This is a genomic window from Klebsiella sp. LTGPAF-6F (genome assembly GCF_001753185.1).
Taxonomy (GTDB): Bacteria; Pseudomonadota; Gammaproteobacteria; order Enterobacterales; family Enterobacteriaceae; genus Klebsiella; species Klebsiella michiganensis.
The window spans coordinates 4,911,660-4,936,786 of record NZ_CP017450.1; the positions used below are offsets into that span (position 1 = coordinate 4,911,660).

At 57.9% G+C, this 25,127-nt stretch carries 23 protein-coding genes; 17 read left to right on the forward strand and 6 right to left on the reverse strand.

Annotated features, from left to right (window positions below):
- Nucleotides 1-48: 48 nt before the first annotated feature.
- From BJF97_RS22940 to BJF97_RS22950, 3 genes are all read right to left on the reverse strand, one after another.
- Nucleotides 49-2,241: a CBM35 domain-containing protein gene (locus BJF97_RS22940; protein WP_177341178.1), complete on the reverse strand. Its 2,193-nt coding sequence runs from the start codon at nt 2,239-2,241 to the stop codon at nt 49-51.
- A gap of 15 nt (nt 2,242-2,256) precedes the next feature.
- Nucleotides 2,257-3,594: a maltoporin gene (locus tag BJF97_RS22945; RefSeq protein ID WP_004853540.1), complete on the reverse strand. Its 1,338-nt coding sequence runs from the start codon at nt 3,592-3,594 to the stop codon at nt 2,257-2,259.
- Nucleotides 3,595-3,817: 223 nt separating this feature from the next.
- On the reverse strand, nt 3,818-5,089 hold the full coding sequence (locus BJF97_RS22950) for a PTS sugar transporter subunit IIC (protein ID WP_025106460.1): 1,272 nt from the start codon (nt 5,087-5,089) through the stop codon (nt 3,818-3,820).
- Nucleotides 5,090-5,263: 174 nt separating this feature from the next.
- Between BJF97_RS22950 and BJF97_RS22955 the strand changes: the two genes are divergently transcribed.
- The 9 genes from BJF97_RS22955 (at nt 5,264) to sitD (ending at nt 12,977) form a co-directional block, all read left to right on the forward strand.
- The gene (locus BJF97_RS22955) at nt 5,264-5,578 is read left to right on the forward strand and encodes a PTS sugar transporter subunit IIB (RefSeq protein WP_004104871.1); all 315 of its coding nucleotides are present in this window, start codon (nt 5,264-5,266) and stop codon (nt 5,576-5,578) included.
- A gap of 9 nt (nt 5,579-5,587) precedes the next feature.
- Nucleotides 5,588-6,910 carry a PTS cellobiose transporter subunit IIC gene (locus BJF97_RS22960; RefSeq protein WP_004134311.1) on the forward strand — a complete coding sequence of 441 codons (1,323 nt, stop codon included), beginning with the start codon at nt 5,588-5,590 and terminating at the stop codon, nt 6,908-6,910.
- Nucleotides 6,911-6,933: 23 nt separating this feature from the next.
- Nucleotides 6,934-7,248 (forward strand): PTS lactose/cellobiose transporter subunit IIA, encoded by a 315-nt coding sequence (locus BJF97_RS22965; RefSeq protein ID WP_014226542.1) that lies wholly within the window; start codon nt 6,934-6,936, stop codon nt 7,246-7,248.
- 188 nt (nt 7,249-7,436) lie between these two features.
- A complete protein-coding gene (locus tag BJF97_RS22970; RefSeq protein WP_014839329.1) occupies nt 7,437-8,351 on the forward strand; it encodes an ROK family protein in 915 nt (304 codons plus the stop codon).
- A gap of 56 nt (nt 8,352-8,407) precedes the next feature.
- Nucleotides 8,408-9,370 carry a LacI family DNA-binding transcriptional regulator gene (locus BJF97_RS22975; protein ID WP_004124158.1) on the forward strand — a complete coding sequence of 321 codons (963 nt, stop codon included), beginning with the start codon at nt 8,408-8,410 and terminating at the stop codon, nt 9,368-9,370.
- Between the two features lie 178 nt (nt 9,371-9,548).
- Nucleotides 9,549-10,466 (forward strand): metal ABC transporter substrate-binding protein, encoded by a 918-nt coding sequence (locus BJF97_RS22980; protein ID WP_032694635.1) that lies wholly within the window; start codon nt 9,549-9,551, stop codon nt 10,464-10,466.
- A complete protein-coding gene (locus BJF97_RS22985) occupies nt 10,463-11,284 on the forward strand; it encodes a manganese/iron ABC transporter ATP-binding protein (protein ID WP_014226545.1) in 822 nt (273 codons plus the stop codon). The genes BJF97_RS22980 and BJF97_RS22985 overlap by 4 nt, the downstream gene beginning before the upstream one ends.
- The gene (sitC, locus tag BJF97_RS22990) at nt 11,281-12,129 is read left to right on the forward strand and encodes an iron/manganese ABC transporter permease subunit SitC (protein WP_014226546.1); all 849 of its coding nucleotides are present in this window, start codon (nt 11,281-11,283) and stop codon (nt 12,127-12,129) included. Before BJF97_RS22985 ends, sitC begins: the two co-directional genes overlap by 4 nt.
- The gene (sitD, locus tag BJF97_RS22995) at nt 12,123-12,977 is read left to right on the forward strand and encodes an iron/manganese ABC transporter permease subunit SitD (protein WP_032694636.1); all 855 of its coding nucleotides are present in this window, start codon (nt 12,123-12,125) and stop codon (nt 12,975-12,977) included. The genes sitC and sitD overlap by 7 nt, the downstream gene beginning before the upstream one ends.
- Before the next feature lie 65 nt (nt 12,978-13,042).
- On the opposite strand, the gene BJF97_RS23000 is transcribed toward sitD, so the two are convergent.
- Both BJF97_RS23000 and BJF97_RS23005 read right to left on the reverse strand, forming a co-directional pair.
- A complete protein-coding gene (locus tag BJF97_RS23000) occupies nt 13,043-13,393 on the reverse strand; it encodes a nitrous oxide-stimulated promoter family protein (RefSeq protein ID WP_014226548.1) in 351 nt (116 codons plus the stop codon).
- 76 nt (nt 13,394-13,469) lie between these two features.
- The gene (locus BJF97_RS23005; protein WP_004853555.1) at nt 13,470-13,754 is read right to left on the reverse strand and encodes a SelT/SelW/SelH family protein; all 285 of its coding nucleotides are present in this window, start codon (nt 13,752-13,754) and stop codon (nt 13,470-13,472) included.
- A 215-nt stretch (nt 13,755-13,969) separates the two neighbouring features.
- Between BJF97_RS23005 and BJF97_RS23010 the strand changes: the two genes are divergently transcribed.
- The 5 genes from BJF97_RS23010 (at nt 13,970) to BJF97_RS23030 (ending at nt 20,033) form a co-directional block, all read left to right on the forward strand.
- Nucleotides 13,970-16,339 (forward strand): TonB-dependent receptor domain-containing protein, encoded by a 2,370-nt coding sequence (locus tag BJF97_RS23010; RefSeq protein ID WP_032694637.1) that lies wholly within the window; start codon nt 13,970-13,972, stop codon nt 16,337-16,339.
- Between the two features lie 71 nt (nt 16,340-16,410).
- The gene (locus tag BJF97_RS23015) at nt 16,411-17,451 is read left to right on the forward strand and encodes a hemin-degrading factor (protein ID WP_014226550.1); all 1,041 of its coding nucleotides are present in this window, start codon (nt 16,411-16,413) and stop codon (nt 17,449-17,451) included.
- Nucleotides 17,448-18,266, forward strand: a complete 819-nt coding sequence (locus BJF97_RS23020) for a heme/hemin ABC transporter substrate-binding protein (protein ID WP_032694638.1) — start codon at nt 17,448-17,450, stop codon at nt 18,264-18,266. Before BJF97_RS23015 ends, BJF97_RS23020 begins: the two co-directional genes overlap by 4 nt.
- Complete coding sequence (locus BJF97_RS23025) at nt 18,266-19,261, forward strand: FecCD family ABC transporter permease (protein ID WP_032694639.1); 996 nt, start codon at nt 18,266-18,268, stop codon at nt 19,259-19,261. The genes BJF97_RS23020 and BJF97_RS23025 overlap by 1 nt, the downstream gene beginning before the upstream one ends.
- Nucleotides 19,254-20,033 (forward strand): heme ABC transporter ATP-binding protein, encoded by a 780-nt coding sequence (locus tag BJF97_RS23030; protein WP_032694640.1) that lies wholly within the window; start codon nt 19,254-19,256, stop codon nt 20,031-20,033. Before BJF97_RS23025 ends, BJF97_RS23030 begins: the two co-directional genes overlap by 8 nt.
- A 191-nt stretch (nt 20,034-20,224) precedes the next feature.
- Here BJF97_RS23030 and BJF97_RS23035 read toward each other — a convergent pair whose 3' ends face one another.
- The gene (locus BJF97_RS23035; RefSeq protein ID WP_014226554.1) at nt 20,225-21,478 is read right to left on the reverse strand and encodes an enolase C-terminal domain-like protein; all 1,254 of its coding nucleotides are present in this window, start codon (nt 21,476-21,478) and stop codon (nt 20,225-20,227) included.
- Between the two features lie 337 nt (nt 21,479-21,815).
- Here BJF97_RS23035 and BJF97_RS23040 point away from each other — a divergent pair, with 337 nt between their 5' ends.
- The 3 genes from BJF97_RS23040 (at nt 21,816) to idnD (ending at nt 25,097) form a co-directional block, all read left to right on the forward strand.
- Nucleotides 21,816-22,583 carry an SDR family oxidoreductase gene (locus BJF97_RS23040; RefSeq protein ID WP_032694641.1) on the forward strand — a complete coding sequence of 256 codons (768 nt, stop codon included), beginning with the start codon at nt 21,816-21,818 and terminating at the stop codon, nt 22,581-22,583.
- 92 nt (nt 22,584-22,675) lie between these two features.
- Nucleotides 22,676-24,040 carry an MFS transporter gene (locus BJF97_RS23045; RefSeq protein WP_032694642.1) on the forward strand — a complete coding sequence of 455 codons (1,365 nt, stop codon included), beginning with the start codon at nt 22,676-22,678 and terminating at the stop codon, nt 24,038-24,040.
- A gap of 7 nt (nt 24,041-24,047) precedes the next feature.
- On the forward strand, nt 24,048-25,097 hold the full coding sequence (gene idnD, locus BJF97_RS23050) for an L-idonate 5-dehydrogenase (RefSeq protein WP_014226557.1): 1,050 nt from the start codon (nt 24,048-24,050) through the stop codon (nt 25,095-25,097).
- The last annotated feature ends 30 nt before the right edge of the window (nt 25,098-25,127 follow it).

Here is a 25,127-nt window from a genome sequence, read left to right on the forward strand (position 1 = left end):
TCCTGTAAGTTAAAAAAGGCCGCACCCAACGGGCGCAGCCAATAAGCACTACTCTGCAACCACTTCAATCGATTTGATAAACATGTAGCCCCAGTCGCCGGCGAATTTACCGAAGTCGATGCGGTTATCGCCGGCCTTCAGCTCAACCGGCACCAGCAGCTGCTGGCCCTGCTCATCGGTCTGCGGGAATTCAACCGCGATTGGCGCGCCGTCGTTGACGATAAACGAGTTTTTCTTGCCGCCCCATTTGCCGCTGAACGTCACCCGCAGCTGATACTTGCCGGCCCACGGCGCGGAAACCTGCCAGCTGACCTTATCCCCGTCGTTGGCGAACGGCCCGAGGAAGCCGTCGTCGCCAATCGCCAGCGCGTCTTTTTCGCTTTTCGCCGCCGCAATCTTGCCATCGGTCACGTTCAATACCCCGCCGCCAAAACGGCAGTAGTCGGCGGGGACTTTACCGACGGCTTCCGTCACCGTGACCTTAACGGTTTTGCTGCTTTTGAGCAGGCCGTCATCGGCGCTAAAAGTCAGCGCGTATTCACCGGGGGCGCTGAACCAGGCGCGGGTTTCGGCTTTATCCGTCGCGCAGAAGTGGGCCTGCGCGCTGCCGCCGTTGCTCCAGCTCACCGTCACGTTGCGGTCCGGGAGGGCGTCATCGCGCCAGCTCGCGCTGAGCTGCACGCCCTGGTCCTGGCTGGTGGTGAGCGTCTCCGCCAGCGCCACTACCGGCGCCTGATTCGCCTGAGTATGCTTCACGCTAATCACGTTCGAAGGCGATGAACTGCCGCTCTCGTTTTTAGCGATGACGCGGTAATAGTACGTATTCCCCAGCCGCAGACTGCGATAGTCATCGCGGAACAGATCCATCGTCTGCGGGTTCCACTCGTTAACGCCGTCGGAAATGTCGCGCCCCACGACCTTCCACGGCCCGGATGGCGAATCAGCGCGCTCAACATCATAGGCGCGCCCTACCGCCGCCCCCAGCCAGTTGATCGCAAACGGTGAGTCCGTCGGCCGCAGCGTCGGCGCGTCAGGTTTCGGCAGCGGCGGCGCTTTCTCCTGCCCGTTCATCTGCGCGGCGGCGGTGCGCACCAGGTCGACCACCTCCATCTCCTGGTTGGCCTTACCTTCGACCGGGAAGCCCGGCAGATGGTAGCTGTAGTGGCCGGTGGACTCTTTGTGCCAGTAGAAGCCGCCGTCGTGACGATGACCGCGGAAGCCCCAGATTAAACCGCCCGCCGCCTGCGCGCCGTTGACTTCGCTATGGACGATCGACTGCATAATGGCGTTAAGCTGCTGCGCGTCCAGCAGGCCAAATTCGCCCACCATGTAGACTTTCTTACCCGCTGCCGCCGTCAGGTCTTTTTTCACCTGTTCGGGATGGTTGTTATCGGCATTGGTGTAGTAATGGTTGCTGACGATATCGACATGGGGATCGTTAAGCGCAAACGCATTAATTTTCTTATAGGTGCCATCCACCACCAGCTGGTGCGGCGCCCACTCTTTGATCCATGCGGCGGTCTGCTGAAGGAACGCCGCGTTGGTATCCTCCAGCTCGTTGCCGGTCTCCCAGGCCATAATCGCTTTTTCGTCATAGTAAGGGCGCCCGGTCACGCTGTTGGTACGGGTGATAACCTGACGAATCACGTCCAGATAGGCCTTGAAGGTTTTACTGTCGGTACGGTAAAAATCCTCCGGCTTTTCGTGGTAGAACGCCGCCAGCTGCTCGCGACCGCCCCACCACCACCAGTGATCGATAAACGGCAGAATCAGGCGCAGCCCCTGTTTGTCCGCCTCGGCGATCATGTTGTCGTACACCCGCATCGCCTTTTCGTTCAGGCGCGGCATGCCGTCGGCGGTTTCCGGGGCCAGAATATGGGTTTCGCGACCGCAGGCCTCGTCAAACGTCTGCTGCACCGAGAGCACGTATACCCGCTGCGCCCTGGCGCCGGTTTGCACGAGCGCTTTAATCCAGTTTTCCTGTTCCTCCGCCGTCGGCCAGCGGAAGTATTGCCCCCAGCCGCGCGAGTCGGCCTTGCAGGTACCGCGCGCATCGTCCTCGATACGGTGCAGTTCCGGCGCATGAATGCCCGCAAAGCGGAACACCTTGTCGCCATCTTTTAACGTTGCGCCGTCGCGGGTAATAAAGTGTTCAAAGTGCGACTGCTCCGCGGCCATCGCGCCTGCGCTTCCCAGCGCCGAAAGCAGCGCGACGAGCATCAGTTTTTTCACCGGCTTAATCATCGTTATCTCTCCTTAGAACCAGACTTCGGCCTGCACGCCGAAATTCAGCGTATCGGTGTCGCCGCTGCGCGAGTAGCTACCGGCGGAAAGGGTATTGGTGCTCCAGTCGTAGTTGCCGTCCAGCGCGTCGGATACCCCTTTATCCCACTTCGCGTAAGTCACGAAGAAGCGCAGCTGCGGGCGAGTCCAGAAGCCGGAATCAAAGGTCAGGGTCGGCGCGATGGTCACTTTAGTCAGGCCGCCTTTGCCTTTGCCGTCCACGCCTTTGTAGTTTTTATCGTCGAGATATTCGTAGCCCAGCTCGTACTGCATGGCGAAGTTTTTGGTGATCTGCTGGTACGGGCGAATCCCCGCCACCCAGCTGGTGCGCCCCCAGCCTTCGGCGTCTTCCGTCCACCAGCGGTAGTTTTTGTCTTTCTGATAGTAGGCGAACGTGGAGATTTCCCAGTCGCCGAGCGAGGCCATGTTATCCAGCACCACGCGCCAGGACTGGGTATCGTCGAGGTTTGCCCAGCCCCAGCCGTTTTTACCCAGCGAGTCCCCCGCCGCCAGGCCGCGCCCGTACTGGAAGACCACGCGAGAGTAGCCGCCGGTCAGGCCGTAAAAGCCGTCAAAGTTGTAAACGCCGGTCACGCCGTAGCCCTTCTCCGCCGAGGTCGGGTGCTTCTCGTTGCGGTTCATGTGGTGGCCAATCAGCTCAAGATCGAAGCCGGTGCCGCCGATCTTTTTCAGCCACAGGTTGAGCGAGTAGTCATCCGGATAGCCCTGATCGCCTTTATCGACCGGGTAGGCTTTGGTTTCATCCGTCGGCGAGAAGGCGTAAACCCCGGCATCGAAGCGCGCGAAGCCGAGATCCATGTTGTCGAAGCCGCCGCCGGTACCGTTGTACTGAATGTACTCCCAGTCGAACTGGTGGCTGGAGGTGTTGGAGCTGCTGTAGCGCTTACCGGCCCAGAAGGTCATTTCCGGGGCGAAGTCGAGGTTTGACAGTTCGGCAAAACCTTCACGGAACTGCACATCATGCCCGTCGTCATCCTGACAGTTCCAGTCTGAGGTGCATTTCGACTGATGGGTAATGTTGGCCTGGACTTTAGCCACCACGCCGCTGTCCGAGGTTAACGTCACCGTCGGGATCAGTTCGATCTTGGTGTCCTCTTCGTTGCCCAGACGCCACTTGCCGTCCGGCATCAGGCCAACGGAGTCGGCGCGGTTACCGTCGGCGTTGGCGAGGATCCCCGAACGGATATAGCCGTGGAGCATAAAATCGTACTTCGGATCGGCGATGGCGCAGTCGCTCATCACCGCGAGGGCGAGTAAAGACAGAGGTATTGAATGATTTAGCCTGATCATTTTTTATCCTTGGTTATTTTTTTATTAACACTGCCTGAGAACGGGAGGAAATTTACGGATCAAAACTGGAAATGTACATCCGTTAATGGAAAACGCTTTCCGTAATTGCCGGATGAGTTCACAAATTTAACGATAGCGGGCAAATATTCGTGATTTAGATCACGTCTTTAAGCGGAAATAAAAAAGCCCGCGCGCGGCGGGCTGTGGCAGGCAGGCGAAAAGCTTAGCGTTCGGCATCGGCGAGCTGCCGTTCATAGACCTTGAAGAACGGGCGATAGAGCATCCAGGCATTAAAAATGGCGAACAGGCACATGCAGAGGTTTTTCCAGCTGCCGTTGGCTGACCACGCCGCGCCGAGCGGCGCCGGCATCGACCACGGCAGCATCGCCACCGCCCGATCGAGAACCCCAAGATGGGTTAAATACCAGGCGATACAGGCATTTATCAGCGGCACAAAAAGAAACGGCAGCAGGAAAACCGGGTTCATGATAATCGGAAAGCCGAACAATATCGGCTCATTGATGTTAAACAGCGAGGGCAGCAGGCCAATTTTCCCCACGCTTTTCAGCTGCCGCGAACGGCTGCGCATCGCCATAAACACCAGCGGCAGCGTCGAGCCGATACCGCCGATCAGCAGGTAGAAATCCCAGAATCCCTGCAGGTAGATATGCGGCAGCGTAGCGGAACCGGCGGCCAGCGCCTGCTGGTTTTCAAACAGATAGGTCATCCAGAACGGGTTCATAATCCCGGTGATAATCAGCGCGCCGTGAATGCCGACAAACCAAAGCAGGTTGCAGATAAATAAAGAAATTAATACCGCAGTTAGGGTATCGGAGGCCACCACCAGCGGCCGCACCGCTTCGCTAATCAGCTCCGGTAAAATGCGCCCGGTGCTCTGCAGCAGCAGCGCGTTGATGACGCTAATAGAGAGCATCACCACCAGCAGCGGGATCAGCAGCTGAAAGCCGTTGCGGGTCATCACCGGCACCTCTTCCGGCAAGCGGATGCACCAGCCTTTCTTATAGAAAAAGCGCACGATTTCAATAGAGTAAGTGCTTGAAATCAGCGCGGTAAAAATCCCCATTCCGCCGAGGAAAATATTGGTCGCGCCGTTGTCGCGAAAGCCGATAAACAGCAAAAACGCCAGGCAGCCGGTCAGCCCGCAGAGCCGCTCCGGCAGCCGGTACTGCTTGGCAAGGCTGGCGCTGGCGCCGAAGGCCACAATCAGCGCCACCAGCCCGATAGTCAATTCAAAGGTTGGCAGCAGAATGGGCCGCAGCTGGAAATAGAACTGGCCGAAAGCCGATGCGCCGTTAATGGAAACGGGCGGAAACAAAATCGGCACCAGCAAACTTCCCACAATCACAAACGGCATCGCCAGCGCAAAGCTGTCGCGCATCGCCGTAATGTGGTTATTGCGCGTCAGAACGTTGGCCAGCGGCGCCAGCCGCTGCTCGATGATATCGACGGCAACATTCATCAACTGAATGTTCATAATCCTGCCTTTAAGAATAGAGGTGTCGCCAGGATGATCGCGCACTCCCGGGTAAAGTAAAAGCCCGCCATAGGTGATCGTGGTCACAATAAATAAATCCACAAACGGAAAGCGCTTTCCGTTTTATATCCGTTATGACTATAGTCGGCGCATCCATCTCATCAGGAGCGATATATGAAAAAGATAATGTTGTGCTGTTCCGCGGGCATGTCCACCAGCCTGCTGGTGAAAAAAATGATCGCCGAAGCCGAGCAGCGCGGTCTGCCGGTGGAGATCAACGCCTTTGGCGTCGCGGAATTCGATCAACAGGTCGGCCATTACCAGGTGGTCCTGCTGGGGCCGCAGGTGAAATACATGCAGAAAGATCTGCAAAAGCAGGCTGATAAATACGGTATCCGCGTGGAACCCATCAACATGATGGATTACGGCATGCAGAAAGGCGGCGCCGTACTGGATTTCGCGCTTTCCCTTATCGATAACAAAAACTAAGGAAAGATCATGAGCTCTCTGTACGCGAAGCTGATCGCCGTGATTGAACAGAAGATCACGCCTATGGCGGGGGCGATCGGCCAACAAAAATACGTCACCTCCATCCGCGACGGTTTTATTACCGCCCTGCCCTTTATGATCGTCGGCTCGTTTTTGCTGGTCTTTATCTTCCCGCCGTTTTCCCCGGATACGACGTGGGGCTTTGCCCGCGCCTGGCTGCAATTTTCGCTCGATCATCGCGATGCGCTGATGCTGCCGTTTAACTTCAGCATGGGGGTGATGACGCTGTTTATCGCCGTCGGGATCGCCGCCAGCCTGGCGAAGCACCACAATCTGGACTCGCTGACCGCCGGGATGCTGTCGCTGATGTCGTTCCTGCTGGTGGCCGCGCCGCTGAAAGATGGCCAGATCTCCACCGCCTACTTCTCCGGCCAGGGGATCTTCACCGCAATTCTGGTGGCGATTTACTCTACCGAGCTGTACGCCTTCCTCAAGCGCCACAATATTACGATCCGTCTGCCGCCTGAAGTGCCGGCGGGCGTGGCGCGCTCGTTTGAGATCCTGATCCCGGTGCTGGCGATCGTGCTGACGCTGCATCCGCTGAATCTGTTTATCGAAGCGCAGCTGGGCATGATCATCCCGGAAGCGATCATGTCGCTGGTGAAACCGCTGGTGGCGGCGTCCGATACCCTACCGGCGATTCTGCTGTCGGTGCTGGTGTGCCAGGTGCTGTGGTTTGCCGGCATTCACGGGGCGCTGATCGTCACCGGGATTATGAATCCGTTCTGGATGGCGAACCTGTCGATCAACCAGGCGGCGATGGCCGCAGGCACCGCGATTCCGCATATCTATGTCCAGGGCTTCTGGGATCACTATCTGCTGATCGGCGGCGTCGGCTCCACCCTGCCGCTGGCTTTGATGCTGCTGCGCAGTAAGGCGGTACATCTGCGGACGATTGGCCGGATGGGCGTGGTGCCGGGCGTATTTAACATCAACGAACCGATTCTGTTCGGCGCGCCGATCATTATGAATCCGCTGTTCTTCCTGCCGTTCGTGCTGGTGCCGATGATCAACGCAACCCTGGCCTACTTTGCGCTGAAGCTGGACCTGGTGAGCCGCGTGGTGTCGATGACGCCGTGGACGACGCCGGCCCCTATCGGCGCCTCGTGGGCGGCGAACTGGAGCTTTAGCCCGGTGATCATGTGCCTGATTTGCATGGCGACGGCGATGGTGATGTATCTGCCGTTCCTCAAAGCCTACGAAAAACAGCTGCTGGAGCAGGAGCACGCTAACGCGGCGGCCCAGGCCGAAAGCGCGCCGCAGTCCGCATAATTCATACTATTCAGAGGTTTGTCATGGAATTAGAAGAACAGGTAATGGGTATCATCATCAACGCCGGGCAGTCGCGTAGTCTCTGTTACGAAGCGCTGAGCTGTGCTAAAGCGGGTGATTTCGCCGCCGCCGACGAAAAAATGAAAGAAGCGGCGCATTTTGCCCGCGAGGCGCATTTGGTACAGACCCAGCTGATTGAGGCCGACGAAGGCGAGGGTAAAACCAAAATGACTCTGGTGATGGTTCACGCTCAGGATCATCTGATGACCTCGATTCTGGCGAAAGAGCTGATCGGCGAACTGATCGCCATTTACCGCTCGCGACCGCTGCACGCGTAGAGTTCCCCCTCCCCGGGGGAGAGGAGATGACGTAGCCCGGGTAAGGCGTTGACGCCGCAACCCGGGAAAACGGTAGATTCTCATGTCACCTGGCTGACTGACTTCCCGGCTCGCGCTGCGCTTAGCCGGGCTACCTGGACTGCACGCGTAGCGGCCCGGGAAACCGTCGACCACAATTAAGGACAACCATGCTACATCTGGGTTTAGACATTGGCGGCACCAAAATGGAAGCCGTCCTGCTCAACGCGGCGGGCGAATGCGTCTATCGCCAGCGCCGTCCGACGCATAAAGAGAGCTATCAGGCGTTTATGCAGCAGCTGCTCGGACTGATTGCGACCGTCCGCGACTGGAGCGAACGGCCGTTTACTCTGGGCATCGGCCTGCCGGGGGCTATCGACCCGCAAAGCGGCCTGATTAAAAACTGTAACTGTCTGGTGCTCAACGGCCACGACCTGCGTCATGACCTGATGCGGGAGCTCGGTCAACCGGTATGGATGGCGAACGATGCCGACTGCTTCACCCTCTCTGAGGCGGTAGACGGCGCGGGCGCGGGGGCAACGACCGTATTCGGCGTTATCATCGGTACCGGCTGCGGCGGCGGCGTCGCGGTGAACCAACGGCTGCTCAGCGGGCCTAACGCCATCGCTGGCGAATGGGGACACAATCCTCTGCCGGGCTATTGCCCCGAGCGCGACGGCCCGGCGCAGCCCTGCTACTGCGGCAAAGAGAACTGCATCGAAAGCTTTATCTCCGGTACCGGCTTTGCCCGCCGCTACGGCGAGCAGGCGCCTGCGGAAGCGATTATCGCCGCCGCGCAAAACGGCGAACCGCAGGCGCTGGCCCACTGGCGGCATTTTATTGACGCTTTCGGCCGTAGCCTGGCGTCGGTAATCAATATCCTCGATCCGCAGGTGATTGTACTGGGCGGCGGGCTCTCCAACGTCGGGCAAATCTATGAGCAGCTGCCGTCGGCGATTGTCCCGTATCTCTTTTCCGACAGCTGCCGAACGCAGATCAAACAGGCCCGCTTCGGCGACGCCAGCGGCGTACGCGGCGCGGCCTGGCTGCCGGTTCTGGCCGACGCTGAAGCCGGTCGGCGGTAGACACTTTTTTCAGCAGGTATGCTAAGCTAGGCGAAAATATTCAGACAGAAAATGCCATGCCAACCATTGATGATGTTTCAAGATTAGCGAATGTCTCCCGAGCGACGGTATCCCGCGTGCTGACCGGCACGCGGGGCGTGCGCGAAGAGAGCCGGGAAGCGGTGCTGCGCGCGGTAGAGGAACTTAACTACCGCCCGAGCTTTGCCGCGCAAAACCTCGCCAGTCAGACATCTAATCACGTGGGGCTGGTGATCCCGGCGAACGATGACAGCAGCGGCGCGCGCCTGCTGCCGATGCTCTCGCTAGCGCTGAAGGGGCTGAATAAAAACCTGATAGTTCAGTACGTCACGGATGCGGCGGAACAGGCGGCGGTCGTCGACGATTTACAGCGCCAGTGCGTGGCGGTGGTGGTGCTCGGCGCCGTCCCGGCGGATGCGCCGCGCAACGTGATCTCCTTTGACCGCTTCAGCATTGCCGGGGTCAATAATCAGGGCTACGACTACGCTTTTGCCACCGAAAGCGCCTGCCGCTACGTGATCGGCAAGGGCCATCGCAATATCGCGCTGCTCGTTGATAACGACAGCGATGACGCCAGCCGCCAGATGCTCGAAGGCTATCGCAACGTCCTGCAAAACTACTCCATCCCTTTTAACCGGCAGCTGATGCTGGCGGCCAACGATAACGTTGAACAGGCGCTGCTGACGCTGATTAACAGCTTCAGCAAATACTCGGTGATTATCGTGAAACGGGACCGCTACGCCGCCGAAGCGATGCGCCTGCTGCGCGAGTTCAACGTTGCCGTACCGCAAGAGGTCTCGCTGCTGAGCCTGGAAGATTCTCCCCTCGCCTCGCTGCTCAATCCGCCGCTGACCTGTATCTCCTGGCCGCTGGAGCAGCTGATGGAGAACTGCCTGCAGCGTATCCGCAACCTGATAGACGAGCGCCCCACCTTCTCTCCTGAAGGGCGCACGCTGGCGGGCCGCCTGATCCCCCGCCAGTCGGTGGCCGATCTCTCCTGATTTCAGCGTCCGGCCTTCCGCGTGGCCGGGCCTTTTCCTCTCCCGCCGCGGGTTCGCACGCTAATCATTCGCCTCACATCTAAATAAGAATTATTTTCATTTATAAATAGCTTGTGCTATATAACATAGCAATGGCTATAAATGATGATTAATTAACCGCAACGTTGTGAGGGACCTTATGCTGCACCTGCCACCCCTGAAGCATCTGATGTTTGCCGCCACGCTGGCGCTGCTGGCCGTCGCCCCCGTCCAGGCAAAAGAGAAATTTAAAGTGATTACCACCTTCACGGTGATCGCCGATATGGCGCAAAACGTCGCGGGCGACGCCGCCGACGTCAGCTCCATCACCAAACCGGGGGCCGAGATCCATGAATATCAGCCGACCCCCGGGGATATCAAACGCGCGCAGGGCGCGCAGCTGATCCTCGCCAACGGCCTGAACCTTGAACTGTGGTTCGCCCGCTTTTATCAGCACTTAAACGGCGTACCGGAAGTGGTGGTCAGCAACGGCATTCAGCCGATGGGCATCAGCGAAGGGCCGTATAGCGGCAAACCCAACCCGCACGCGTGGATGTCGGCGGACAATGCGCTGATCTACGTCGATAATATTCGCGACGCGCTGGTGAAATACGATCCTGCGAACGCCGACGCCTATCGCCACAACGCCGAAGCCTACAAAGAGAAGATCCGCCAGACCATGGCGCCGCTGAAGGCGGAACTGGCGAAGCTGCCGCAGGATAAGCGCTGGCTGGTGACCAGCGAGGGCGCGTTCTCCTATCTGGCCCGCGATAACGGCCTCCAGGAGCGCTATCTGTGGCCGATAAACGCCGACCAGCAGGGCACCCCGCAGCAGGTGCGCAAAACCATCGACACCATGAAGAAAGAGCGGATCCCGACTATCTTTAGCGAAAGCACCATCTCTGATAAACCGGCGCGTCAGGTGGCCCGGGAGGCCGGCGCCCACTACGGCGGCGTCCTGTACGTCGACTCTCTGAGCGCCGCCGATGGCCCGGTGCCGACCTATCTCGACCTGCTGCGCGTTACCACCCAAACCATCGTCCAGGGCATCAACGACGGACTAAGGAAACAGGCATGAGTCACGAGCTGCCGGGCCTCGCGGTCAACAACGTCAGCGTCACCTACCGCAACGGTCATACCGCGCTGCGCGATGCTTCGTTTAGCGTCCCGCGCAGCGCCATCGCGGCGCTGGTCGGGGTGAACGGCTCGGGAAAATCGACGCTGTTTAAAGCGCTGATGGGCTTTGTGCGCGTCGGAAAAGGCGATATCGCGATTCTCGGTCAGCCGGTTAATCGCGCCCTGCGGCAGAACCTCGTCGCCTACGTTCCGCAGGCGGAAGAGGTGGACTGGTCCTTCCCGGTGCTGGTGGAAGATGTGGTGATGATGGGGCGCTATGGCCATATGGGCTGGCTACGGCGGGCCAAACCGCGCGACCATGAGATTGTCGACGCCGCCCTGGCGCGGGTCGGCATGAGCGAGTACCGCCACCGCCAGATCGGCGAACTCTCCGGCGGGCAGAAAAAGCGCGTGTTTCTGGCCCGCGCTATCGCTCAGCAGGGAAAAGTCATTCTGCTGGATGAACCCTTTACCGGCGTCGACGTGCAGACCGAAGCGCGCATCATCGAGCTGCTGCGGGAACTGCGCGACGAAGGCTGCACCATGCTGGTTTCCACCCATAACCTCGGCTCGGTAAGCGAGTTCTGCGACTACACGGTGATGGTCAAAGGCACCGTGCTGGCCAGCGGCCCGACGGAAAGCACCTTTACCGCCGAAAACCTCGAACTGGCGTTTAGCGGCGTGCTGCGCCACGTGGTGCTGAGCGGCGCGGAAGAGCGGATTATCACCGACGATGAGCGGCCGTTTATCAGCCGTCGGGCGGCGGGAGGCGAAAGATGAGCTGGCTACTGGAGCCGTTTGGTTATCACTATATGCTGAACGCGATGTGGGTCTCGGCGCTGGTGGGCGGGGTGTGCGCGTTTCTCTCCTGCTACCTGATGCTTAAAGGCTGGTCGCTGATTGGCGACGCCCTCTCCCACTCCATCGTGCCCGGCGTGGCGGGCGCTTATATGCTCGGTCTGCCCTTCGCGCTGGGGGCGTTTCTTTCCGGCGGCCTGGCGGCGGGCAGCATGCTGTTTCTTAACCAGCGTTCGAAGCTGAAGGAAGACGCGATTATCGGCCTGATCTTCTCCTCTTTTTTCGGTATTGGCCTGTTTATGGTGTCGCTGAACCCCACTTCGGTGAATATCCAGACCATTATTCTCGGCAATATTCTGGCCATCGCCCCGGAGGATATTATCCAGCTGGCGGCGATTGGCTCTATTTCGATGGCGATTCTGCTGCTGAAGTGGAAAGACCTGATGGTGACCTTTTTCGATGAGAACCACGCTCGTTCCATTGGCCTGAATACCACCGCGCTGAAGCTGCTGTTCTTTACCCTGCTGGCGGCCTGTACCGTGGCGGCGCTGCAGACCGTCGGCGCGTTTCTGGTGATTTGCCTGGTGGTGACGCCCGGGGCCACCGCCTGGCTGTTGACCGACCGCTTCCCGCGCCTGCTGGCGATTGCCGTCGCGATTGGCAGCCTGACCAGCTTTTTCGGCGCGTGGCTGAGCTACTATCTGGACGGGGCGACCGGGGGGATTATCGTCGTCGCCCAGACGCTGCTGTTTTTAGCCGCTTTTGTTTTCGCGCCGAAGCACGGCCTGCTCGCCAGCCGTCGCCGCGCCAGGGAGGCCTCATGCTGAGCGCGCTGATTGAACCTTTCCAGTTCTCCTTTATGGTCAACGCCATACTGGTGGCGGCGATCGTTGCCGTCCCCTGCGCGCTGCTGTCGGTGTTTTTGGTGCTCAAGGGCTGGGCGCTGATGGGCGATGCCATGAGCCACGCGGTTTTTCCGGGCGTGGTGGTGGCGTATATCCTCGGTATCCCCTTCGCCATCGGCGCGTTTATCGCCGGGTTGTTCTGCGCCATCGCCACCGGTTATCTCGACGATAACAGCCGCATTAAGCGCGATACGATCATGGGCATCGTCTTTTCCGGGATGTTTGGCGCGGGCCTGGTGCTGTACGTGTCGATTCAGTCGGAGGTCCATCTCGATCATATTCTGTTTGGCGACATGCTGGGTATTTCCGCCAGCGATATTGCGCAAACGTCGCTGATCGCGCTGGCGATTGCGCTGATAATCGGGCTTAAGTGGCGTGATTTTCTGCTGCACGCCTTTGATCCGCAGCAGGCGAAGGCCAGCGGATTGCGCTGCGGGCTGCTGCATTATGGGCTGCTGTGCATGATTGCGCTGACCATCGTGGCGACGCTGAAAGCGGTGGGGATCATTTTGTCGATTTCGCTGCTGATAGCGCCGGGGGCGATCGCTCTGCTGCTGACGCGGCGTTTTGTCAGCGCCCTGCTGCTGGCGGTGGCGATAGCGTTAAGCTGTTCGCTGGGCGGCGTGTGGCTGTCGTTTTATCTCGACAGCGCCCCGGCGCCGACCATTGTGGTGCTGTTTACCGTCCTGTTCGTTATCACGTTTGTCTGGACGTCGGTTCGCGATAGTCAGACCACGGCTCGTTCCGGCGAAGCCCCGGGTCGCGGCTGACGCCTTACCCGGGCTACAGACCGCACGAATTGTAGCCCGGCTAAGCGCCGCGCGAGCCGGGGAGTTTATTGCGGCTTTTTGGGCCGATACTTTTCCGGTAACTCCGGCACCGGGCGTTTGTCATCGATCAGGTGGCGAATCGTCAGGATCGGGTGCCGCCAGAGCATCCGCGGCCCCGCCCAGCGCATAATCTGCTTCATCTCTTCGCGTTTCGCGGGCTGATAGCAGTGCACCGGGCACTGCTTGCAGGCGGGCTTTTCTTCGCCAAATACGCACTTATCCAGCCGCTTGTCGGCATAGCCGTTGAGCGCCTGATAGTGTTCGGCGTCGTCGCGGGCATCCGGGCAGCGGCGCTGGTAGAGCGCAATCATGCTGCTAATGGTCTTTTTTTCCCGCGCAATACGTTTGCCCGCCATCGCCTGTTCCCCCCGATAAAGATGCATTCATAATACACATTCAGAGAGGACGATGCAGCCCCATACTCCCTGAGGATTATGCCGGTTTATCCACGTGCCCCAGCGGTTTTTCCGGGAAGCACACATCGCGCACCCGGCGCTTGAGCTCCGCCGCGTCGGGGAAACCGCCATCCTGCTTGCGCTCCCAGATTTGCACATCATCAACGGCCACCACGAAGATCCCGCCGGTTCCCGGAACCAGCGTGACCGAAGCGATATCGGTGCTAAAGCTGTGCAGCAGTTCCTGTGCCATCCAGCTGGCGCGCAGCATCCAGTTGCACTGCGAACAGTAGGTGATGGTAATCGCGGCTTTATGGCTCATCGGCTTCTCGCTGTCGGTAAAAGGGCAAATTGTAAACAACTTGCAGATTAATTGAAGAATACATGATTATTTTGTTGCAAACGATAATACCTATCATTACCATTCGCAATCAACAAGCATGGAGAAAAAACGTCCAGTAACGGAATAACGGGACACACCTGCACTCTGGAAGTAACGCGTGAGCCAATACTAATAATGATTAAGGCGTGGCTACTATGTATAACTCCACTCAATCAACAGCATGGTTCAAGAAAAGCCTGCTGGTGACTTCTTTGCTTACAGCAATTTATCAGACTTCCGCCGGGGCGGCTGATACCACCGCGAAAACCACCAGCAGCGCATCGACTGATGACAGCTCGGAACGGATGACCGTTACCGCGCCGGCGCCGTTGCTGAAAGCGGGCAGCGAACATTCGATCGGCGCTCAGGAGCTGCAGGATAAAGGGGCCAACGACTTTGGCTCGATCATGCGCTACGAGCCGCTCATTAGCGCCACCGGCGCCAGCGGCGGTTCCGGCAACGGCAAAAGCGGCTTCGACCGCGGCGGCTATACCGGCTACAACATACGCGGCATGGAGAGCAACCGCGTCGGGATCGATGTCGACGGCATCGCCCAGCCGAACGCCACCGGGCGCAGCTACGCCAGCCGCGCGGGCCTTAATACCTTCGGTATGGGCCGCGACTATATTGACCCCTATATGTACGGCAGCATCGATATTCAGTCCGGGGCGACATCAACGGAAACCGCTAACAGCGCCATCGGCGGCAACGTCTCTTTCCGCCCGAAATCCGCGGATGACTACCTGCATCCGGGCAAAACCAGCGCCTTCGGCTACCGCAGCGGCTACGACTCGTCCGATCGCAGCTGGCACAACGGCGTCACCATTGCCGGCGGCGACGAGACCCTGCGCGGGATCTTCGTCTACAGCCGTCGCGACGGTCAGGAGACGGAAAATAACAGCGGGACCGTTGATTCCTATCCGGCAAACTGGCACTCGGACGCCTTTATGGCCTCCGGGATCTGGCAGCCGAATGACGAACATAAGTTCACCAGCACCTTCGATTATTACCATAAAACGAACCACACGCATTACGACGCCTGGGACTCCAGCGGCAACAGCGTTATCGGTACGTCAAACCAGACCAGCCAGACCCGCCGCTGGGGCCTGAGCCTGAAAGACGACTGGACGCCGATGAACGACTATATCGACAGCGTATCGACCAAAGTCTACTACCAGCATACCGAGGCCCATGACTGGACATATATGCCGGACAGCGTCACCCGCGCGATGCAAACGGTGAGCTCCGACTACGATACCGACACCTGGGGGATTCAGAGCGCGCTGGCGAAATCGATAGGCCGCCACGATCTGAGCGCCGGTTTTAACGCCAGCACGACGAAAACCCAGCGGCCGTTAACCCAGTCGCCAACCCCGAGCGCCTATAGCCAGATTATGCAGCCGGACGCCGACAGCCGCGGCTATATCGTCGCCGGCTTCCTGCAGGACAAAATTAACTTCGACCTCGACGGCCATAACTTTGCGGTTATCCCGGGCATTCGCGTGATGCATCAGTCGACCAAACCGGAAAACGTCTCCGATCTGGCCAACAACAGCAGCGTGCTGACCGGTTCCGACGTGTCAAATCTGTACGGTAAGAACGCTGATACCCAGGCGCTGCCGTCGCTGGTCTTGCAGTACGATATCACCCCGCGCCTGATGACTTATCTGCAGTATCAGCGCGGCGCGCAGTTCCCGAACGCCAGCCAGCTGTACGGTTCGTGGAACCTCGGCTCCAGCTACGCCGGACGCGCCCAGTATGCGCTGATCGGCAACACCGATCTGAAAACCGAAACCAGCGATAACGTTGAGTGGGGGATGAAGGGCGAAGTGGCGGAAGGCATCACCATGCGCACCGCGCTGTTCTACAACACCTATAAGAACTTTATCGCCTATACCCGCTACACCCGCGCCAATAATCCGACGCAGTTCACTAACGTACCGTCGAACATCTACACCATTTACCAGGCGGAAAACCGCGATAAAGCGTACATCTACGGCGGCGAAATCAGCGCTAAATTCAACTTTGGCACCTGGTTTGAAGAGGTTAACGGCCTGAGCGCCACCCTCGCTTACGGCTATAGTGAAGGGCAATCGAAATCCAGCTACAGCGGCGATAAGTACGTCGACCTCGATAGCGTCGCGCCAATGAAGGCCATCGTCGGCGTGGCGTGGGACGATCCGGCAAAAGTGTACGGCACCGCGCTGACCGCCACCTTTGTTAAGGGCAAGCGCGCCACCGCCACCAACCGCGAAAGCTATACCAACTCCGGCTCCGCGATTACCGATTCGACCAGCGAATATATGCGCGTTCCGGGCTACGGCATGCTGGACTGGACCGCGTACTGGCAGGTCGCGAAGAACGTGCGCGTGAACGGCGGCGTATACAACATTACCGATCGTAAATACTGGGATTATCTGAGCAGCCGCAATATCGAAACGGCGACGAACCAGGACGCCAACGACAGAGCGCTGGCGGTGATGCCTGGCCGCACCTGGCAGCTGGGCGTGAACGTCGATTTCTGACCGGCCAATAATAAGAAACCTGCTCCCCGGCCGCGCGCCGGGGAAACTCATCGTAGAGAAGGATGTGAATTATGCAAAACACCCAACCGCAACATACCCCGCTGTGGCAGCGCTATCTGACCACGAAAGCGCAATCCTCCGCGAAATACGCCCGCGATATCGCCGCCGAAATGGGGATTAGCGAAGCCGAGCTGACCGAAGCCCGCCTGGGCTACGATGCCGTACGTCTGCAGGACGACGCCCGCGCCATTCTGACGGCGCTGGAAACCGTGGGGGAAACCAAATGCATCTGCCGCAACGAATACGCGGTGCATGAGCAGGTCGGCGAATTTACCCATCAGCATCTGAGCGGCCACGCCGGGCTGGTGCTTAATCCGCGCGCCCTCGATCTGCGCCTGTTTCTCAGCCAGTGGGCCAGCGCTTTTCGCCTGAACGACAACGGCCGCCAGAGCATCCAGTTCTTCGATCCGCACGGCGACGCGTTGCTCAAGGTTTACACCACCGGCAATACCGACATGGCGGCCTGGGATGCGCTGATTGCCGGGCATACGCAGCAATCGCCTGCCCCGCTGGCGATTCGCCCGGCCGAACCGCTGAAATATGCCGACTCCGCCGACGCGGCGGCGCTGGAAAATGAATGGCGGGCCATGACCGACGTTCACCAGTTCTTCGGCCTGCTGAGAAAATATAGCCTGTCGCGCCAGCAGGCTTTCCGTCTGGTCAGCGACGACCTCGCCTGCCGGATTGACACCCAGACGCTGCCGGGCCTGCTGGAAACCATCCGCCAGGATGGCAACGAGATCATGATTTTTGTCGGCAACCGCGGCTGCGTGCAGATCTTCACCGGCGCGCTGGAGAAGGTCGCCCCGATGCGCGGCTGGCTGAATATCTTCAACCCCGCGTTTACCCTGCATCTGCGCGAGGAGAGCGTGGATGAGATCTGGGTGACCCGCAAACCGACCTCTGACGGCCACGTCACCAGCGTCGAGCTGTTCGCCAAAGACGGCACGCAGATCGCACAGCTGTTCGGTCAACGCAGCGAAGGCCACCCGGAGCAGGCGCAGTGGCGTGCGCAGGTCGATCGTTTGACCACCGAAGGGCTACTCGCATGAAGCACTGGCTGATATTACTTGCGGCGTTTCCGCTGTTGGCCAGCGCCGCCGCCGAGCGGATTGTGTCGCTCGGCGGCGACGTCACGGAGGTGGTTTACGCCCTCGACGCCCAGCGGCAGCTGGTGGCAAAAGACAGTACCAGCACCTGGCCTGCCGCCGCGCAGAGCCTGCCGGATGTGGGCTATATCCGCCAGCTGAACGCCGAGGGGATCCTCTCCCTGCGGCCGACGCTGGTGCTGGCCAGCGCCCAGGCGCAGCCCTCGCTGGTGCTGAAAAAGGTTGAAGAGAATAAGGTTAAGGTGATCAACGTCCCGGGCGGCTACGACCTGCCGGCAATCGAGGCAAAAATTGGCGTGATTGCCGACGCCCTTGGTAAGCAGAGCGAAGGTAACGCCCTGCGCCAGAAGGTTCATCAGCAGATCGCGCAAATTCCGTCGCAGCCCGTGAACAAGCGGGTGCTGTTTATTCTCAGCCACGGCGGCATGAATACCATGGTGGCCGGGAAACAAACCGCGGCGGATGGCGCAATCAGGGCGGCCGGGCTGCAAAATGCCATGCAGAGCTTCGACCATTATCGCAGCATGTCGCAAGAGGGCGTTATCGCCAGTACGCCGGACCTGGTGGTGATCTCCGCCGATGGGCTGAAAGGCATGGGCGGCGAAGCCGGGCTCTGGAAGCTGCCGGGGCTGGCGCAGACGCCTGCGGGACGCCATAAGCAGGTACTGGTGATAGATGATATGGCCCTGCTCGGCTTTGGTCCGCGCACCCCGCAGGCGGTGCTCGCGCTGCGGCAAAAAGCGGAGCTGCTGCCCTGATGCGCTCCCGCCCTGCCCGTCATCTGTGGTTAATGACGCTGCTGCTGATTGTCCTGACGCTGTTAGCCACGACCCTGGGCGCCATGCGTCTGCCGTTGGCCAGCCTGCTGCCCTCCGGCGATGAGATCCTGAGAAACATCTGGCTGACCATTCGTTTGCCGCGAGTGCTGCTGGCGCTGCTGGTCGGCGCCGCGCTGGCGCTCTCCGGCTGCGTGATGCAGGGGCTGTTTCGCAACCCCCTCGCCGATCCGGGGCTGTTAGGGATCAGCGGCGGCGCGGCGCTGGCGGTCGCCTGCTGGCTGGTGCTGCCTCTGTCGGTGCCGCTGCTCGTGGCGCTGTACGCCCCGATGCTGGCGGCGTTTATCGGCAGCATGGCGGTGATGGTGGTGATTTTTATCCTCAGCCGGGCGGGAGACGCCTCGCTTTCGCGCCTGCTGCTGGTCGGCATCGCCATTAACGCCCTGTGCGGCGCGCTGGTCGGGGTACTGGCGTGGATCAGCAACGATACCCAGCTGCGCCAGCTTTCGCTTTGGGGGATGGGCAGCCTCGGGCAGGCGGAATGGTCGACGCTGCTGGTGGCGGCCACGCTGATGATCCCGGCCTCTCTCGTGGTGTGGGCGATGGCTTCACGGCTTAACCTGCTGCAGCTGGGCGATGAAGAGGCGCACTACCTCGGCGTCAACGTTCGCGCCCTGCAGCGGCTACTGCTGCTGTGCAGCGCATTGCTGGTGGCGTCGGCGGTGGCTATTAGCGGCATTATCGGCTTTATCGGTCTGGTCGTGCCGCATTTGATGCGGATGTGGCTGGGGCCGGACCATCGCGGCCTGGTCCCCGGTTCGCTGCTGTGCGGCGCGATGTTACTGCTGCTGGCCGACACGCTGGCGCGTACCGTTGCCGCCCCCGCCGAGATGCCGGTCGGGCTGTTGACCAGCGTACTCGGCGCGCCGTGGTTTCTGTGGCTGATTTTTCGTCGGGAGAAAGAGCCCCATGGATAACCGCTATAGCGCGCGTTCGCTGTCGCTGCGTCTGGGTAACCGGCAGATTATTCATGATGTTTCGCTCCAGCTCTGCGGCGGTGGGATGACGGCATTGATTGGCCCCAACGGCGCCGGTAAATCAACCCTGCTGCGCCTGTTGACCGGTTATTTAACGCCCGACGGTGGCGAACGGGTGGTGGAAGGCCGTCCGCTGGAGAGCTGGTCGGCAGAAACGCTTTCCCGCCGGCGGGCGGTGATGCTGCAGCGTACCCAGCTTCACGCCGACTGGCCGGTTGAGACGGTTATCGCCATGGGCCGTTCGCCGTGGGGCGGCGTAGCAAATGAGGAGATGATCCGCCGGGTGATGGAAGAGACCGGCTGCGATCATCTGGCCGGGAGACGCTACCCTTCCCTCTCCGGCGGCGAACAGCAGCGGGTGCAGCTGGCCCGCTGTCTGGCACAGCTGTGGCGCGATGGCGCCCCCGAGGGCTGGCTGTTTCTCGATGAGCCCACTTCGGCGCTGGATCTCTATTACCAGCAGCACCTGTTGCGCCTGCTCAAACGTCTGACCCGCAGCAGCCGGCTGCACGTCTGCATAGTGCTGCACGACCTGAACCTCGCGGCGCTGTGGGCCGACCGGATTCTGCTGCTGTATCAGGGGAAGCTGGTAGCCGAGGGCACGCCGCAGGAGGTGATCCAGCAGCCGATTATCAGCCGCTGGTACGGCGCGGAGGTCAGCATGGGGGAACATCCCGATACGGCCGTTCCGCAGGTCTATCTGGCGCCGTGAACTGATAGCAGTGTTGCGCCAGAATAGCCCGATGCCAGCCAATAATCCTTTCCCGGCTCGCGCTGCGCTTAGTCGGGCTATAATTCGTGCGGTATGTAGCCCGGCGAAGGCGTCAGCCGCGCCCGGAGGACTCCATAAGGGCGCACGTTGTCAGTAAGGCATTGACGTCCGTTCCGTTCGTGATTAGCCGGTTACGGTCTTGAAGCCGTGCCATCCGGCGTCCGCGCCATCGTCCATGACGGAATGCCACCTTCGCACGGATACTTCGCCGCTTTGGCCTCATCAAGGTCAATTCCCAGACCCGGTTTATTATTTAGGTAGGCATAACCGTGGTCTATCTCCGGGCATCCCGGGAAGACATCGCGCAAGGCATCATTCATCGGCGTGTACTCCTGAATACCGAAGTTGGGCGAGCTAAGATCAAGGTGCATGTTCGCGCAAACCCCAACCGGTGAGATATCACCAGGCCCATGCCATGCGGTGCGCACACCGTTAAACTCGCTATACACCGCCAGTTTCTTAGCTGGCGTAATCCCGCCGATAGTGCTGACGTGGCAGCGGATATAATCGATCAGCTTATTGTCGATTAAGGGTTTCCACTCATTCACATTCACAAACAGCTCCCCCATAGAGATCGGCGTGGAGGCCTGCTGGCGGAGCATTTTAAGCCAGTCGATATTTTCCGGGGCGACAGGATCTTCAAGGTAGAAGAGCTGATATTGTTCAAGCGTTTTGGCGAGATGAATTGCGGTTACCGGCGTCACGCGCTCATGCACGTCATGAATGAACTCAACACCGAATCCCAGCTTGTTGCGCAGATGGTCAAACAGGCGAGGAACGCTTTTAGCATAAGCGTCCGGGTCAAAATAGATTCCCGGCGTTTTGCTGCGCGGGGAACGCTTCGGTTGGATATTTTTCGCCCGCGCCAGTTGGGTCGCAATGAGCTTAAGATCGTCGGTACCCGCGCCGCCGTACATCCCCATCTGACAGCGTACGTACTGGTATCCCTCTTCCATTCTGGCGCGGATATTGTCCTCGACTTCAACTTCGTCCCCGCCATCGGTATGGCAATACAGCGGAATGCCGTCGCGGCATTTACCGCCTAACAAATCATACACCGGCATGCCCGCCAGCTTACCTTTAATATCCCACAGCGCCATATCCACACCGGATAGCGCGTTGTTCATAATCGGTCCGCTGCGCCAGTAGCCGCTGACCGCGCCAGACTGCCAGATATCTTCAATTCGCGTGGGATCTTTGCCAATGAGAAAAGGCGCCATGTATTCATCTATAGCGCTTTTCACGGCGAAGATTCGCTGGGTAAACGTCGCACAGCCCAAGCCATACAGGCCTGGCTCGTTGGTTTCGACCTTCACAACCGCCAGATCAATGCCGCCGGGCGCCGTCAGAATCGTTTTCACGTTGGTGATTTTCAGGTTACTCACTTTAACTCCTCAGTTCACAGAATTAACTGCCTGCCATGCTGTAAGCGAATATCATCGCCACATTTGTAAGTTGTCCTACAACTTTGCGTTGTTATAACACGACGATTAGCGGCTCGTAACCTCAATCTTTATTTCTGTGATCGCGATCATGCCAGCAAACAAAAAAGATTAAAAAACAATATATACAATAAGTTATATAAAACACCTCATTTAAACAGGAGTTGTGTTTGTGATCTATATTGCAAATTTATTTTTAGCTTATTGCTTTTGCCTCACCAAAAAATCAAGCTTAAATAAGACAGTCGTCATACAAGTAAAATTAAGCGAGGAAATAAAAATGAGCGCATTATTCGATTTAACGGGAAAAACGGCTCTGGTCACCGGTTCGGCGCGCGGTCTGGGGTTTGCCTATGCGGAAGGCCTCGCTGCGGCAGGCGCCAGAGTGATACTGAACGATATTCGCGAAACGCTGCTGGCAGAGTCGGTCGATGTGTTGGCAAGTAAAGGCTACAGCGCGCACGGCGCGGCGTTCGACGTCACCAGCGAAGATGCGATTGAGAAAGCCTTTAGCAAACTGGATGCACAGGGCATTCACGTGGATATTTTGATAAACAACGCTGGGATTCAATACCGCAAGCCGATGGTAGAGCTGGAGCTGGAAAACTGGCAAAAAGTGATTGATACCAACCTGACCAGCGCATTTCTGGTCTCGCGCGCCGCGGCAAAACGAATGATCGCCCGCCGGTCCGGCGGTAAAATTGTCAATATTGGTTCGCTAACCAGCCAGGCTGCACGGCCTACCGTCGCTCCCTACACGGCGGCAAAAGGGGGGATCAAAATGCTCACCTGCTCCATGGCGGCGGAGTGGGCACAGTTCAATATACAGAGCAACGCCATTGGTCCAGGGTATATTTTGACCGATATGAATACTGCCCTTATCGAAGATAAGCAGTTTGATAGCTGGGTGAAAAACAGCAACCCATCGCAGCGCTGGGGCCGCCCGGAAGAATTGATTGGTACTGCGGTTTTCTTGTCCTCGAAAGCCTCAGATTATATCAACGGACAGATTATTTACGTCGACGGCGGCTGGTTGGCGGTTCTGTAATATCGCGGTGCATTCAGCATTTTTGCCTTTAAAATTTTCGGCGTGCCTGAATATTTACTATACGGGTCTGCCGATATCACACAGGTATAATTATGAAGGCTTCAAGATCACGACTCTTTATTCTCACATTGTTATTTATTGTCACCGCTATTAACTATATGGATCGCGCCAATCTTGCAGTCGCAGGCTCAAATATCCAGGATGACTTTAGTTTATCACCGACGCAGCTCGGTTTACTTTTTTCTATGTTCACCTGGGCATATGCAGCTAGCCAGATCCCCGTAGGCTATATTCTTGACAGAATAGGCTCCCGCATTCTGTACGGTGGCGCTATTATTTTATGGAGCGTATTTACTTTTATGATGGGCTTTTCGTCCCACCATCTTTTCTCGACAGCGACGGCATCCTTCGTCATGCTATTAGCTTGCCGGGCGTTAATTGGTGTCGCCGAAGCACCGTCATTCCCCTCTAATACAAAAATTATTGCTACCTGGTTTCCGGATCATGAACGAGCAAGAGCTACCGCCATATACTCCAGCGCACAATATATTGGTCTGGCTCTACTGACTCCAGCGTTGTCTTTTATCGTCGCCAATTATGGTTGGGAAATGTCATTCTATTTATCCGGCGGCGCGGGAATACTGTTTGGCATATACTGGCTGATATATTATCGCGACCCGCAGCACAGCACTACGGTGAATCAGGCAGAGCTTGATTACATCAAGGCTGGAGGCGGCTATGGCTCAGAGAACCAATCCGCCGTCAGTACAAAAATTGGCTGGCAGGATATTAAATTCTTCCTCTGCCGGAAGACCGTCTGGGGCCTGTTCATTACGCAGTTTGCCTGTTCCTCAACGCTCTATTTTTTTCTCACCTGGTTTATTGTTTATCTGGAAAAAGGGCTGCACCTTTCCATATCAAAAGCAGGGGTTGGTGCCATGCTACCTTATATTATGGCAATGTTTGGAGTGCTATGCGGTGGCACACTCAGTGATTTACTGCTGAAAAAAGGAAAATCCAGAACTTTTGCCCGTAAATTACCAGTAATGGCTGGTTTATTAGTTACAATGATTATTGCTTTAGTTAACTTTTTTGAAGACCAGCCGATTATTGCTATTGTGATACTTTCCATTGCTTTTTTCGCCAATGCCTTTTCAAATTTAGGCTGGGTAGTGTGGAGCGATGTCATTCCGCGAAATTTCCTCGGAACCATGGGCGGTTTTTTAAATATATGCGGAAATCTTTCCGGGATCGTCAGCCCGATTGTTATCGGGATCATTCTTGAGCGCACTCAAAATTTCCAATATGCCATGTGGTATATCGCCGCCGTCGCCGGATTGGGTCTGCTGGCCTATATCTTTCTGGTAGGTAAAATAGAAGTTATTTTACCCGGAGAGGCTAATCCAGATAGCCGCGATAATAACGCATTGCACCCGGCAACAAATAATAAATCCTGAGGTAATTATGAACACTGAGAAAATAACCTGTAACGCCTGTCTGGCACATGCTGAAAAAGACGTGCGGTTTGCAACACGCGATATTGAATACGGCAAGCATGATGTGTTGGTTAAAGTGGCCTACGGCGGGATCTGCGGTTCAGACATTCACTATTATCAACATGGTCGCGCGGGTATGTCGATTTTGAAACACCCCATGGTCATCGGCCATGAATTTGTTGGCGTGGTGGAAAAATGTCCGGCAGAGAGCGGTTTAAAGGTTGGTCAAACCGTTGCTATCAACCCCTCTTGCCCGTGTAACCAATGTGAGATGTGTCTTTCGGGCAAACAAAACATGTGTAGCTCAATGCGCTTTATGGGAAGCGCGCAGTTTAACCCGCACGTGAATGGCGGCTTTTCTGAATACGTAGCGGTTAAGCCGGAACAATGTATTGCATACGATAGTCGGGTGCCGGCCAACGTCATGGCTTTTTCCGAACCTCTGGCCGTTGCCATTCACGCGGTGAAAATGGCAGGCCAGTTAATTGGAAAACGTGTACTGGTGATTGGGGCAGGCCCTATCGGCTGCCTGATTCTGGCAGCGGCCAAAAGCGCAGGCGCCTCTGATGTGGTGGCCTGCGATTTAAGCCCGCGGTGTCTGGAACTGGCGCAACAGATGGGCGCCACTGCAGTGATGGATCCTCGGGATGAAAAGCGCAGCGCGTATTATCAGCAAAACAGAGGCTACTTCGACATAGTCTTCGAAGCCTCCGGCGCACCTGCGGCGATAGCATCAACGGTGGATTTCACCCGCCCAACCGGAACGATTGTACAAGTGGGTATGGGCGTAAGCCCGATAACCTGGCCGGTCTCTGCCATGCTGGTCAAAGAAATTAATCTGGTAGGCTCGTTCCGGTTTATTGACGAATTTACTATCGCAGTGCGCTGGCTTGAAGATGGCCGCATTAATCCGCGCCCGCTAATTAGCGCCGAATTCTCCCCTGCCAGCATTGAACAGGCATTGATAACCGCGGCGGACAAAAATATCTCAGCTAAGGTCCTCATTCGCTTTGAATAACCGCGACAAGCGCCCGGTCGGGCGCTTTGT